This is a genomic window from Flavobacterium sp., from assembly GCF_046155325.1.
Taxonomy (GTDB): Bacteria; Bacteroidota; Bacteroidia; order Flavobacteriales; family Flavobacteriaceae; genus Flavobacterium.
Window position 1 is genome coordinate 1 of the sequence record NZ_JBJXDQ010000093.1, and the last position, 14,329, is coordinate 14,329.

At 32.8% G+C, this 14,329-nt stretch carries 10 protein-coding genes and 1 pseudogene; 9 read left to right on the plus strand and 2 right to left on the minus strand.

What is annotated here, in order from left to right; genetic code table 11:
- The 4 genes and pseudogenes from ACKVOD_RS06300 to ACKVOD_RS06315 all read left to right on the plus strand — a co-directional run.
- Positions 1–154, plus strand: a pseudogene (locus ACKVOD_RS06300) (transposase); the annotation flags it as partial.
- 235 nt (positions 155–389) lie between these two features.
- Positions 390–1,598, plus strand: a complete 1,209-nt coding sequence (locus ACKVOD_RS06305) for a sensor histidine kinase (protein ID WP_409208620.1) — start codon at positions 390–392, stop codon at positions 1,596–1,598.
- A gap of 425 nt (positions 1,599–2,023) precedes the next feature.
- Positions 2,024–3,985 carry a KUP/HAK/KT family potassium transporter gene (locus ACKVOD_RS06310; protein WP_409208621.1) on the plus strand — a complete coding sequence of 654 codons (1,962 nt, stop codon included), beginning with the start codon at positions 2,024–2,026 and terminating at the stop codon, positions 3,983–3,985.
- A gap of 124 nt (positions 3,986–4,109) precedes the next feature.
- Complete coding sequence (locus ACKVOD_RS06315) at positions 4,110–5,345, plus strand: RsmB/NOP family class I SAM-dependent RNA methyltransferase (RefSeq protein WP_409208622.1); 1,236 nt, start codon at positions 4,110–4,112, stop codon at positions 5,343–5,345.
- A 107-nt stretch (positions 5,346–5,452) separates the two neighbouring features.
- On the opposite strand, the gene rho is transcribed toward ACKVOD_RS06315, so the two are convergent.
- A complete protein-coding gene (rho, locus tag ACKVOD_RS06320; protein ID WP_409208623.1) occupies positions 5,453–7,219 on the minus strand; it encodes a transcription termination factor Rho in 1,767 nt (588 codons plus the stop codon).
- A gap of 183 nt (positions 7,220–7,402) precedes the next feature.
- Here rho and ACKVOD_RS06325 point away from each other — a divergent pair, with 183 nt between their 5' ends.
- Positions 7,403–7,816, plus strand: coding sequence for a DUF4293 family protein (locus ACKVOD_RS06325; protein WP_409208624.1), 414 nt, complete (start codon positions 7,403–7,405; stop codon positions 7,814–7,816).
- Between the two features lie 148 nt (positions 7,817–7,964).
- On the opposite strand, the gene ACKVOD_RS06330 is transcribed toward ACKVOD_RS06325, so the two are convergent.
- Positions 7,965–8,459 carry a metallophosphoesterase family protein gene (locus ACKVOD_RS06330; protein WP_409208625.1) on the minus strand — a complete coding sequence of 165 codons (495 nt, stop codon included), beginning with the start codon at positions 8,457–8,459 and terminating at the stop codon, positions 7,965–7,967.
- Positions 8,460–8,722: 263 nt separating this feature from the next.
- Between ACKVOD_RS06330 and truA the strand changes: the two genes are divergently transcribed.
- The 4 genes from truA (at position 8,723) to pepT (ending at position 14,252) form a co-directional block, all read left to right on the plus strand.
- Positions 8,723–9,493 carry a tRNA pseudouridine(38-40) synthase TruA gene (truA, locus tag ACKVOD_RS06335; protein ID WP_409208626.1) on the plus strand — a complete coding sequence of 257 codons (771 nt, stop codon included), beginning with the start codon at positions 8,723–8,725 and terminating at the stop codon, positions 9,491–9,493.
- Positions 9,494–9,566: 73 nt separating this feature from the next.
- Positions 9,567–11,324, plus strand: a complete 1,758-nt coding sequence (locus ACKVOD_RS06340; RefSeq protein WP_409208627.1) for an ABC transporter ATP-binding protein — start codon at positions 9,567–9,569, stop codon at positions 11,322–11,324.
- 196 nt (positions 11,325–11,520) lie between these two features.
- The gene (gene lpdA, locus ACKVOD_RS06345) at positions 11,521–12,909 is read left to right on the plus strand and encodes a dihydrolipoyl dehydrogenase (RefSeq protein ID WP_409208628.1); all 1,389 of its coding nucleotides are present in this window, start codon (positions 11,521–11,523) and stop codon (positions 12,907–12,909) included.
- Between the two features lie 104 nt (positions 12,910–13,013).
- Positions 13,014–14,252 (plus strand): peptidase T, encoded by a 1,239-nt coding sequence (gene pepT, locus ACKVOD_RS06350; RefSeq protein ID WP_409208629.1) that lies wholly within the window; start codon positions 13,014–13,016, stop codon positions 14,250–14,252.
- Positions 14,253–14,329: the final 77 nt, after the last annotated feature.

Sequence of the window (14,329 nt, forward strand, 5' to 3'; positions counted from 1 at the left end):
TAATTGGTTTATACAACAAAAAGTAGCTTATATTCACAACAATCCTGTAAAAGATAAAATTGTGGCATTGCCAGAAGATTATTATTTTAGCTCTGCTAGAAATTATGCCGGTTTAGATAATGATTTAACAATAGTTTTACTTGATTTGTTTTAGTCGCCAATTGGAGTGGGCACGGATTGCAAATCCGCGCTATCTGCTCCCGGATGTAATCTTGTACTCTAAGCTAACTATTTGCATTTGATTGCACGAAATTCCTTGGATGTGTTGCATCACTAAATATATAAAAACATGTGCTTTTATTACAAATATTTCAATATATTTGTTTCAATGATTGTGCACGTTTTTTCACAATCTGACGTTATAAGAAACGCAAACCAAGTAAATAAATATGCAGAAACCAAGTATTCATAAAAAAGAGTCAGAACGCATAACGAGCTTAAAATCATATTTAGTATTAGATACTGAAACAGAGGAAGAAATAGACAATCTAACTCAACTTGCCTCAGAAATTTGCGAAACCCCAATTGCTCTTGTTAGCATAATAGATGAAAACCGACAGTGGTTTAAATCTAAAGTTGGTCTAGATGTAAATGAGACTAATCGTGATTTAGCATTTTGCGCACACACTATTAACGAAACAAATGAATTATTTATTATTGAGGATGCAAGAAGTGATAAACGTTTTTTTGATAACCCATTGGTTACAAGCTACCCAAATGTAATATTCTATGCTGGATTTGTATTAAAAAGCGATGAAAATCTTCCATTGGGAACACTCTGTGTAATTGATAATTCACCACGAAAATTAAGTGATAAACAAATTAGATCACTTAAAACAATTTCTAAGCAGATTATGAACCTGCTGAATTACAAGAAAAGCATGCGTAAACAGGAAGAATTAAGGATTCAATTGGTACAAAAAAACCGTGAACTAGAAAGATTTGCATCAATTGCTGCGCATGACTTAAAATCTCCATTAGCAAACATAATGAGTGCCGCTAATTTATTTTCTGAAATATATGCTTCACAAATAGATACCCAAGGAAACCTACTTATTGATTCAATTGAAAAGTCTGGACAGCGCTTAAAATTGCTAGTTGATGGCTTATTAGAGTTTACAAAAATTGACGATTTGAATTTATTAACAAAGTCTAAAGTAGATTTAATCAAACTGGTAAGAGATCTTACTAAATTAATTGGCAATAACGATAATTTGAAAATTTCCTTAAACAACAAATTAACAAGTATTGAAACCTATCCAATATTACTTGATCAGATACTAATCAATCTATTTTCAAATTCGTTAAAATATAGTAATAAAAAAATAGCTGAAATCGAACTTAATGTTTCCGAAAATTCAAGCCATTATTTATTTATAGTAAAAGACAATGGCCCTGGAATCGCTAAAAAGAATCAAACTACAATTTTTAATTTATTTCAGATTGCATCCACTAAAGATCAATTCGGAAATAAAGGCAATGGAATTGGTTTGGCGACAGTAAAGAAAATTATAGAAAAACTCGGAGGCGAAATTCACATAGAATCTGAAGAAGGTCAAGGGGCTGAATTTCATTTTTCAATTTCTAAAGTAAATTAGAGCTAATTATTCAGATGACACTATTTAAATCAATATATGTACAACAATAATAATTTATGTAACTTAAACCAATCATAGGCGCGAAATCTTATAACAGCACCTACAAGAAATTGGCGGTTCATTGGTTAAATGAAGCTTTGTGCTTCGTATGAAGTTCAGTGCTGGCAGACAGTTCTCGTCTCCGAAATATCCAACTTCTTAAAGCCACGAAACGTCAAACTGTTTAATAACCTCCTTAGTTTTGGCTAGTTATTTGTATTAAAAATCATATAAAGGTTATTTTTAACAACAGTAAATAATAAAATAACTCATCAACATCTACCCTGCTCAAAATCATTTAAATGTAATTAAAAATAAAAAGCACATTCCATGATTTATGATGGAAATAGAATATATTTGCAACGTTTTTTTTTAATCAAATATTCATGAGCATTTCGCATAAAGATTTACACAGCAAGTTAACGCTAGGAGGATTATTAGTTTCATTAGGAATTATTTATGGAGATATTGGAACATCTCCTTTGTATGTGATGAAAGCCATTATTGGCCAATATGTTATCAATACCGACATTGTTTTAGGGGGTATATCCTGTGTTTTTTGGACACTTACGCTACAAACTACTATAAAATATGTACTCATCACCCTTAGTGCCGATAACCATGGCGAGGGTGGTATTTTTGCTTTATACGCCTTAGTCAAAAAAACAAAAATTCAATGGCTTATTGTTCCTGCTATTATTGGAGGTAGTGCTTTATTAGCTGATGGAATCATCACCCCACCTATCTCTGTTTCCTCTGCCGTAGAAGGTATTCAATCGTTTTATCCAGAAATTGATACCATACCTATCGTTATTGGAATTTTATTTATATTATTTACTATTCAACAATTTGGATCTAAATTAGTAGGTCGGTTTTTTGCTCCCATGATGCTAATTTGGTTTGTAATGTTAGGCACTTTAGGCATATTGCAAATATCGCAGCATCCTGAAGTTTTAAAAGCTTTTAATCCTTACTATGCATATAATTTACTTTCAATACATCCTGAAGGATTTTATGTTTTAGGTTTTGTTTTTCTTTGTACCACTGGTGCCGAAGCTTTATACTCGGACATGGGACATTGCGGACGAAAGAATATTAGAATTAGTTGGATTTTTGTTAAAATAATGCTGCTTTTAAACTACTTTGGACAGGCTGCATATTTAATTCATCATCAAGGTAAAACTTTAAAACAAATTGGAGGTGATAATGCTAATCCATTTTATTTAATCATGGCCGATTGGTTTCAACCTATTGGAATTGTAATTGCAACATTAGCTGCAGTGATTGCATCGCAAGCATTGATTAGTGGTTCATTTACATTAATAAATGAAGCAATGAAATTGAATTTTTGGCCTAAAGTAAAAATCAAATACCCTTCTGAATTAAAAGGTCAACTCTATATTCCATCTATAAATTGGTTGTTATTTGTTGGTTGTGTTGGCGTAGTGTTACACTTTGAAAAATCAAGTAACATGGAACATGCTTATGGTTTAGCAATTATTTTATGCATGATCATGACTACCATTTTACTTAATTTTTATATGATTTTAAAAAGAGTAAAATTGTATTTTATGGTGCCAATAATAACTATTTACCTAACTATAGAAATTGGTTTTTTAATTGCCAACGTGACCAAATTTACTGAGGGTGGTTACGTAACACTTATTATAGCATCAGCGCTTATTACCGTGATGAGTATTTGGCATTCAGCCAAAAAAATAAATAAGAGCTACACCAAATTTGTAAAAATTGAAGATTATAAAAAAGTACTCGTTGAACTAAGTAATGATTTATCAATTCCTAAATATGCCACCCATTTAGTATATATGACAAATGCCGGAAGAGCCGATGAAATTGAGGATAAAGTAATGTATTCTATTTTACAAAAAAGACCAAAAAGAGCTGATATTTACTGGTTTGTACATGTAAACATCCTTAACGAACCTTACAAAACCGAATACCGAGTTACCGAAATAACTAAAGATGATTTATACCGTGTAGATTTTAATTTAGGATTTAGAGAACCAACAAAAATAAACTTAATGTTTAAAGAAGTTATAAAAGATATGGTTCAAAAAGGAGAAGTTGACATCACTAGCCGTTATGAATCTCTAAATAAAAATAATATCATAGGTGATTTTAAATTTGTTTTATCTGAAAAATTCTTATCAAATGACAGTGATATCCTATGGCATGAAAAAATAATTATGAATTCTTATTTCTTAATTAAAAAATTAAGTTTATCAGAAGAAAGAGGATTTGGGTTGGATAGTAGTTCAGTTAAAATCGAAAAATTCCCAATGGTCCTCCATGCACCTGAAAATATAAGTCTTACTAGAGTTAAATAAAGTCCGAATATTTCACAAAGAAACACTGTTGAATTAACGGTGTTTCTTTGTTTAACAACCGCTCAAGATATTAAATATTTAAGATTAGTTATTTAGCAGTACATTTGCACCTCAATAATTTAAAATGAGATTACACCGAAATTTAGTTTACACTACCATAGATGCTTTAAATGCTATTTTCAATGAAGGTGAATATGCCGACAAAGTTGTGGCAAGATCTTTAAAAAAAGATAAGCGTTGGGGAAGTTCTGATAGAAAATTTGTTGCCGAAACCATATATGAAATTGTACGTTGGAAAAGACTTTATTCAGAAATTGCAGAAGTCAAAGAACCTTTTGACAGGGATAATCTTTGGAGAGTATTTTCGGTTTGGGCAGTTTTAAGAGGCTATCCTATACCAGATTGGAGACAGCTAGAAGGCACACCCGAACGAAAAATCAAAGGACGCTTTGACGAACTTTCAAAAATAAGAACTTTAAAAGAATCTATTCCAGATTGGATGGATGAAATAGGGGTTAAAGAACTAGGCGAAAAAGTTTGGGCAACTGAAATTGCTGCTCAAAACCAACCTGCCAAAGTAATTTTGAGAACCAATACATTAAAAACAACCAAAGAGCAATTAAGAGCTATTTTGATGGATTTAGACATCGAAACAGAATATCTTAAAGATCAACCTGATGCCTTAGTTTTAAAAGAAAGAGCTAATGTTTTCTTAACCGATGCTTTTAAACAAGGTTTTTTTGAAGTACAGGATGCCAATTCACAATTGGTTGCTGCTTTTCTTGATGTAAAACCCGGTATGAGAGTCGTGGATACTTGTGCGGGTGCGGGTGGCAAAACATTGCACATAGCCGCTTTGATGGAAAACAAAGGACAGCTAATTGCCATGGATTTGTATGAAAGTAAATTAAAGCAATTAAAATTAAGAGCTAAAAGAGATGGTGCTTTCAATATTGAATACCGAATAATTGATTCGACCAAAGTAATCAAAAAACTTCACGAAAAAGCAGATAGAGTATTGATTGATGCTCCATGTAGCGGGTTAGGTGTTCTTAAAAGAAACCCAGATGCTAAATGGAAATTACAACCCGAATTCATCAACAACATTCGTAAAGTACAAGCCGAAGTTTTAGAGAGTTATTCTAAAATTGTAAAACCAGGTGGAAAATTAGTATATGCAACCTGTTCTATTTTACCTTCTGAAAACCAAGAACAAGTCAAAAAATTCTTAACTACTGACATTGGAAAACAATTCAACTTTATAAAAGACCAAAAAATACTGGCACATGAGTCTGGTTTTGACGGATTTTATATGGCGTTGTTGGAAAGAAAAGAAAGTGAAGAGCAGAAAAAAGAGTAAAGAAAATAGAATATAGAGTTTACAATTCACAAAAAATCCTCGAAAATTCGAGGATTTTTTTATATCCGTTTGTCTTGATACTTAATTCTAGATACTTAATTCTATTTTTAATCATTCATCGAAATCAAGAACTCCTCATTATTTTTGGTTTTCTTGAAACGATCATTGATAAAATCCATAGCTTCTACAGGGTTCATATCCGAAAGGTATTTTCGCATAATCCACATTCTTTGCAGTGTTTTCTCATTTAACAATAAATCATCACGTCTGGTGCTAGAAGATGTTAAATCAATAGCAGGGAAAATACGTTTGTTGGCAATTTTTCGATCCAATTGTAATTCCATATTACCTGTTCCTTTGAATTCTTCAAAAATAACCTCATCCATTTTCGAACCCGTTTCTGTCAATGCCGTAGCGATAATACTTAACGAGCCACCATTTTCAACATTACGAGCCGCTCCGAAGAAACGTTTTGGTTTTTGTAATGCATTAGCATCAACACCCCCACTTAAAACTTTTCCTGATGCAGGCTGAACGGTATTATAAGCTCTTGCTAAACGTGTAATAGAATCTAATAATATTACAACATCATGCCCACATTCAACCAAACGTTTCGCTTTTTCGAGAACTATATTAGCAATTTTAACATGTTCTTGTGGTTCTCTATCAAAAGTCGAGGCAATAACTTCGCCACGAACACTTCGAATCATATCGGTAACCTCTTCAGGGCGCTCATCAATTAAAAGCACTATAAGATACACTTCTGGATGATTAGCCGCAATAGCATTGGCAATATCTTTTAACAACATGGTCTTACCCGTTTTTGGCTGTGCCACAATCATCCCTCTTTGTCCTTTACCAATTGGTGAAAACAAATCGATAATTCGGGTTGAAATAGTACTTTGTCTTTCGGCTAATTTAAATTTTTCGGATGGAAAAACGGGTGTCAAATGCTCGAATGAGACACGATCACGAACCACTTGTGGATCGTGTCCGTTGATTTTTAAAACACGAACCAAAGGAAAGAATTTTTCCCCTTCTTTTGGAGGACGAACTACACCCTTTACAGTATCTCCTGTTTTAAGTCCAAATAATCTAATTTGTGAAGTCGATAAATAAATATCATCTGGAGAGGCTAAATAATTATAATCTGATGAACGAAGAAAACCATAGCCATCAGGCATCATTTCAAGAACACCTTCACTCTCGATGATTCCATCAAACTCGAAATCTGAATCTCTAAAATTGTTTTTCTTATTCTTGAAATTAGGATTTGCATTAGTGTTAGCATTTTGGTTGTTATTGCTATTTTGGTTTCCGTTTTGCTTATGAAGTTGGTTGGAATTTATTTTTTTGGTAGAAATTTTAGTCTCTGAATTTTCTTCGCTTTCATGAGTTTCGATATTTGCAGCAGCTATTTCCACCTCAGCAATAGTGTCATTGTTTTCAGATCCTAGCTTTGCTTCTTCTTTTTGTTTTTGCAAAGCCATTTTCTTTTCGTAAGCAGATTTATTGAATTTTATAATCTTAGCTTCCTTCTTTACAGGTATATCTTCAGAGATTTGTGCTTCTGAATTTTCTGTTTCAGATTCTTGAATTTTATCTATACTAACGGATTCCTCTTCAAAAAGAATAGTGTTGGAAGTATTTTGATCGGTAGTTTTTTTAGTTCCTAAAATTCTAGCTCTTTTAGGTTTTTCATTTTCAGCCATAGTGTTCACTGCTTTAGAATCAGTATTTGTAGACTGAAGTTCTAAAATTTGGCTAATTAATGTCTCTTTTTTTAATCCGGTAAATTTTATTGTTTTTGCTGCTTTAGCGATTTCTTGAAGCTCAGAAAGCTTCATTTCTTTTAATACAGAAATGTCAAACATAAATGTTTTTTGATTTTAATTAAATTGGGAATGCTGGAAAATTTCGTGGTGAATTATTTTATTATGAATTGACCGAAGGATGAAGTACTTACGGAATTGTTTTGCAATAATACGAATTAATTTTTATCATACAATAGTATTTATAAAAAAGAAAATATATTTTTGTGAAAGAAAATTAGAAAAATGATTCAAAGAATTCAAACCATATATTTACTTTTAGCTTTTGTAGCAACAGGTTTCTTGCCGTTTTTTATTCCGTTATGGACTTTGTCAAATCATAAAGATTTCTTTTTTATGCAAAATCAAATCTATGTTATTGTATTAGGATTAAGCACAACACTATCATTATTGAGTATTATTTCTTATAACAAAAGACAAAATCAATTTGTTATTGGCAGATTGAATATAATTTTAAATTTAATTTTATTAGGCTTGTTTGTATATCGTTCACTAAATGTATCTGGAGAAGCACTAGCTGTTTCTGAGAAAGGTATTGGGATGTTTCTACCTATTGTTGCTATCGTATTGTTAGTCTTAGCTAACAAGGCCATCAAAAAGGATGAAGATCTTGTAAAATCTGTGGATAGATTGAGATAATCCTATAATCTTAGTTTATTAGTGCGAAGGAAACCCGAATGTAACAGTTCGGGTTTTTTTGTTCCTCACCCCGACCCTCTCCAAAGGAGATGTAGCAGAAACTGAAAAAAAAGTCGTAAAAAAATACCTGAAACCTGAAATCTAAAAACTACTTCTTCCCTATTTCAATAATTTCTAAATCCTTTATTTTATCATCATCAATTACAAATCGCAACATGGTTCTCATTTGATGAAAGCCACTTTTTCCTGCCGCACCTGGGTTCATGTGCAAGAAATTGTTTTTCTTATCAAACATTACTTTCAGAATATGCGAATGTCCGCAAATGAATAAATTTGGTGGATTTGCTATTATTTCTGCTTTGATAACTGGATTATATTTTCCAGGATAACCACCTATATGGGTAATCCAGATTGATACATTTTCACACATAAATCGATTATGTAAAGGAAACTCCAAACGCGCTTTATGATCATCAATATTGCCATATACACAAAATAAAGGTTTCGCTTTCTTGATAGTATCAGTCACTATTAAATCACCAATATCGCCAGCATGCCATACTTGGTCAGCTTGTGCAACATATTTCAAAATAGTTTCGTCAATATGACCATGAGTATCTGAAAGTAGTAGTATTTTTTTCATAGATAAATTTATCACAAAGACAATAAGCCACAAAGTTATTATTAAATCCCAAAGCATTGAGAGAAGATAAACAATTTTTGACCCGAGAGCTTTACTCGAATTGGCGAAGCATTTCAGATTTAAAAAAAACATAGCCCATAAGATTGACAATCTTTGTAGATTTGTATTCAAAAAATTTACAATCTGATTCTTTTCAGAATAATCTGAAATCTAAAATCTGACCCGAGCGATAGCGAACGGGCGAAGCAAATCTAAAATCTAAATTGAGGTATTTTATAAAATTAGCTTATAACGGAACCCATTATCATGGATGGCAATGCCAACCTAATGCTTCGTCTGTACAAGAAACTTTAAACAAGGCGTTTTCGGTGGTGCTAAATTCAAAAATCGATCTAATGGGAGCTGGTAGAACCGATACTGGTGTTCACGCCAAGGAAATGTTTGCTCATTTTGATTTTGAATTACCAATTTCTATTGATAGTTTGGTACACAAACTCAATTCTTTTTTACCTAAAGACATTGTAGTTTATGACATAATTCCTGTACATCATGATGCACATGCTCGATTTGATGCAACAAAAAGAACCTACGAATATCATATAAATTCTTTTAAAGATGTTTTTTCGCAAGATGGGAGTTGGTATTTTCATCAGGAATTAAATATAGATTTAATGAACGAAGCGTCAAAAATATTACTAAAGTATACTGATTATGAATGTTTTTCAAAAGTCAATACCGATGTCAATACTTTTGACTGTACCATTTTTGAGGCCTTTTGGACTCGAGGCACAACCGAAAATGACCCAAACAAAAAAGAAAATGAAAACTTAATATTTACCATATCTGCCAATCGTTTTTTAAGAAATATGGTACGTGCCATTGTTGGTACTTTAATAAGCGTTGGTACAAAAAAGATAACCATAGCTAAATTTGAAGAAGTGATATTAAGCAAAAGCCGAAATAAAGCGGGATTCTCAGTTCCAGCACATGGATTATATTTGACAAAAATTGAGTATAATTATATAGACCGATAGTAAATAGACAAATCAATATTTTTTTAAACTTTGCAATTTTAATAGTAAGATTACTTCGCACCTCGCAATAACAATGAAAGCAAAAGCATTCGATTTAATAGCATTCAAAAGAGTTTTAAAATACTCCAAACCCTATAAAGCAAGATTCAATTTGGTAATTCTCTTTGCCGTTTTCTTATCTGTTTTTGCCGCAATACGCCCGATAATCTTGCAAGATACTGTTGATACCTATATTAAACCTAAAGATAATTATGGGTTGCTTTTTTATGTGACTATAATGGGTGTTATATTACTTCTTGAGGTTATTTCTCAATTTTTCTTTGTCTTTTGGGCTAATTGGCTTGGACAAGATATTATCAAAGATATTCGAACAAAACTCTTTAGTCATATGTTAAGCTTCAGAATGAAGTATTTTGATATTACCCCAGTAGGACAATTAGTCACTCGCTCTGTTTCAGATATTGAACAAATTGCTCGTATTTTCAGTCAAGGTTTATTCATGATTGCAAGTGATGTTATGAAAATGGGGGTTTGCCTAATCATTATGTTTTTTATGAATTGGCAACTTTCACTTATAGTGCTGGTCGCAATGCCAATTTTAGTTTTCATAACTAGAGTATTCCAACGAAAAATGCAAAAAGCTTTTGAAGAAGTAAGATCTCAAATTGCCAATATGAATACTTTTGTTCAAGAGCGTGTCACGGGAATGAAAATTGTTCAGTTATTTAATCGCGAAAATGTTGAATACAATAATTTCAAGACGATTAATGAAAAGCATAAAAAGGCTTGGATAAAAACCATTTTATACAATTCAATCTTTTTTCCAATTGCTGATATTATATCATCTTTAACTTTAGGTTTTATAGTTTTATATGGTGGTTTTCAGATTATTAACAACAACCCGTTTACTACACTAGGACAGCTTACTGCTTACACTATGTTTATCGGAATGCTATTTAATCCTTTAAGACAAATTGCTGATAAATTCAATGAAATGCAGCTAGGCATGATTGCTGCCAATCGTGTTTTTGATATTTTAGATAGTCAAGATCATATTCAAGATACTGGCATTATCGAAGCGCCAGTTTTTAATGGCCATATTGAGTTCAAAGATGTTCGTTTCAGTTATATTACTAATGAAGAAGTGATTAAAGGAATTAACTTATCAGTTTTGGCCGGAAAGACTATAGCCATTGTTGGGGCAACTGGGGCAGGAAAATCAACAATTATCAATTTAATGAACCGATTTTATGAAACTAATAGTGGTGCGATTTGTATCGATGGACACAACATCGAAAACTATACTTTGAGTTCGCTACGCAAACAAATAGCGGTTGTTTTACAAGATGTGTTCCTTTTTGCCGATACTATTTTTAACAATATTACGCTGAACGACCCTGACATTAGCCGCGAACAGGTTTTGTCTGCAGCCAAAAAGATTGGAGTACACAAATTCATTATGAGTTTACCCGATAATTATGATTTTGACGTTAAAGAACGTGGCGTCATGCTATCCTCTGGTCAAAGACAATTAATTGCTTTTCTAAGAGCTTATATGAGCAATCCGAGTATTCTAATTTTAGACGAAGCAACATCATCAATCGATACCTATTCAGAAGAATTGATTCAAAAAGCAACTAAAACTATCACTAAAAACAGAACCTCAATAATAATTGCTCACCGACTAGCAACAATAGTCAATGCCGACAAAATTGTTGTCATGGACAAAGGGATAATTGTAGAAGAAGGAACGCATATAGAATTAATAAGTCAAGAAAGTGGCTATTATAAAAATTTATACGACTCTCAGTTTGCTAACGAATATGAATAAATACCAATTTTTATTCTTATAGATTTAAATTGATTATTAAGCCACGTGCTTTAATTAATCAAATTTTTAAATGCTAAACTTTCCTTTCATAAAATAAATCCTTAAATTTGCAAACTGCAAAGATTTTAGAACAATTTTGTTAAAAATGAGTTTTTTTTTGCAAAATTTCGATCAATAAAAAAACAAATTAAATAAGATGAAATACGATATTATAGTTTTAGGAAGTGGCCCAGGCGGATATGTTACTGCAATTAGAGCCTCACAATTAGGCTTTAAAGTAGCCGTTATCGAAAAAGAAAACCTTGGCGGTGTATGTTTGAATTGGGGGTGTATTCCAACTAAAGCTTTACTTAAATCAGCGCAAGTGTTTGATTACCTAAAACATGCATCGGATTACGGATTGACAGTTTCATCTTTTGATAAAGATTTTCCAGCAGTGGTTCAAAGAAGTAGAAGTGTTGCTGATGGCATGAGTAAAGGAGTTCAATTTTTAATGAAAAAAAATAAGATTGACGTAATTGATGGTTTTGGAAAATTGAAGCCAGGAAAAAAACTAGATGTTACTGCGGCTGACGGAAAAGTAACCGAATATTCTGCAGACCATATTATCATTGCTACTGGAGCTCGTTCTCGTGAATTACCAAACCTGCCTCAGGATGGTATAAAAGTAATTGGTTATCGCCAAGCAATGACATTGCCAACACAACCTAAATCGATGATAATAGTTGGTTCTGGAGCCATTGGAGTGGAATTTGCGCATTTTTATAACGCAATGGGGACTCAAGTTACCATAGTAGAATTTATGCCAAATGTTGTTCCTGTAGAAGATGAAGACATTTCAAAGCAATTTGAAAAATCTTTAAAAAAGGCTGGAATTACTATCATGACTAATTCTTCAGTAGAAAGAATCGACACTACCGGAAAAGGAGTAAAAGCATTTGTAAAAACTGCTAAAGGAGAAGAGGTATTAGAAGCCGAAATTTTATTGTCTGCCGTTGGAATTAAAACCAACATAGAAAACATTGGATTGGAAGAAGTTGGTATTGCTGTAGATAGAGATAAAATACTTGTAAACGCATACAACCAAACAAATATTCTGGGCTATTATGCCATTGGCGACGTAACTCCGGGTCAAGCATTGGCACATGTTGCTTCTGCCGAAGGAATTAATTGTGTAGAAAAAATAGCTGGCCTTCACGTTGATCCAATCGACTACGGGAACGTTCCTGGATGTACCTATGCAACTCCAGAAATCGCTTCTGTTGGACTAACCGAAAAACAAGCTAAAGAAAAAGGATATGAATTGAAAATTGGAAAATTCCCATTCTCGGCCTCAGGAAAAGCAAAAGCAGCAGGAACTCCAGATGGTTTTGTAAAAGTAATTTTTGATGCTAAATATGGCGAATGGTTGGGCTGCCACATGATTGGAGCTGGTGTAACGGATATGATTGCCGAAGCAGTTGTAGCTCGAAAACTAGAAACTACAGGACATGAAATCCTGAAATCAATTCACCCGCACCCAACAATGAGCGAAGCCGTTATGGAAGCAGTAGCTGATGCTTACGGCGAAGTGATTCATTTGTAGGTTTGAAGTTAGAGGTACGAAGTATAAAAAAAACCGATTTGGAATTTTCAAATCGGTTTTTTTAGTCCTATAATATAAAAATAAATATTAGTAAATAAAAAAAAATGCAAAACATCATAGATCGATTCATTAGTTATGTCATTATTGATACAGAATCAGACCCCAATTCAGAAACCACTCCGAGCACAAAAAAACAATGGGATTTAGCAAACAAATTAGTAGCAGAGCTCAAAGCTATTGGTATGCATGAGATAACTATAGATGAAAAAGCATACATCATGGCAACTTTACCCAGCAATATAGAACATGAAGTTCCAACAATTGGATTTATTTCTCATTTTGATACTTCACCAGACTTTACTGGCACCAATGTAAAACCTCAAATTATTCGAAATTATGATGGGAATGATATTGTATTAAATAAAGACAAAAATATTATTTTATCTCCAAAGTATTTCAAGGATTTATTACAGTATAAAGGGCAAACGCTAATCACCACAGATGGAACTACCCTTCTTGGTGCGGATGACAAAGCCGGAATTACAGAGATTGTTAGCGCAATGGAATTTCTGATAAAACATCCCGAAATCAAGCACGGAAAAATTAGAGTAGGCTTCACACCTGATGAAGAAATTGGTCGGGGTGCTCATCATTTTGATGTAGAAAAATTTGGCTGCGATTGGGCTTATACTATGGATGGAAGCCAATTGGGCGAATTGGAATATGAAAATTTTAATGCGGCTGGAGCCAAAATTACTTTCAAAGGAAAAAGCGTTCATCCAGGATATGCCAAAGGAAAAATGATCAATTCAATGATAATTGCCAACGAATTCATCAACGAATTGCCCAAAGGCGAAACTCCGCAACAAACCAAAGGTTATGAGGGTTTTTTTCATATACATCATCAAAATGGAAGTATCGAAGAAACGATTTTAGAAATAATAATTCGAGATCACAACAAGAAAAAGTTTGAAACCCGCAAGTTACTAATTGAGAAAATCGCGCGTAAAATTAACAAAAAATACGCTAAGAAATTTGGCGAAGATATTGTGATTACTGAAATAAATGATCAATATTATAATATGAAAGAAAAAGTTTTACCAGTAAAATATATTGTTGACATTGCTGAAAAAGCAATGAAAGAGTTAGGTATTAAACCCATCATCAAACCCATTCGCGGAGGAACAGATGGTTCTCAATTATCATTCAAAGGTTTGCCATGTCCTAATATTTTTGCTGGTGGTCACAACTTTCACGGTAAGTACGAATATGTTCCTGTAGAGAGTATGCAAAAAGCAATAGACGTAATTATCAAAATCGCAGCGTTAACTGCTAAACCATAAGAATAAGCAACACTTAATTTTTGATATCCTAAACCTATTGAATTTAAATTCTCTTAGTTTTTTTAAGTAGTAAAACC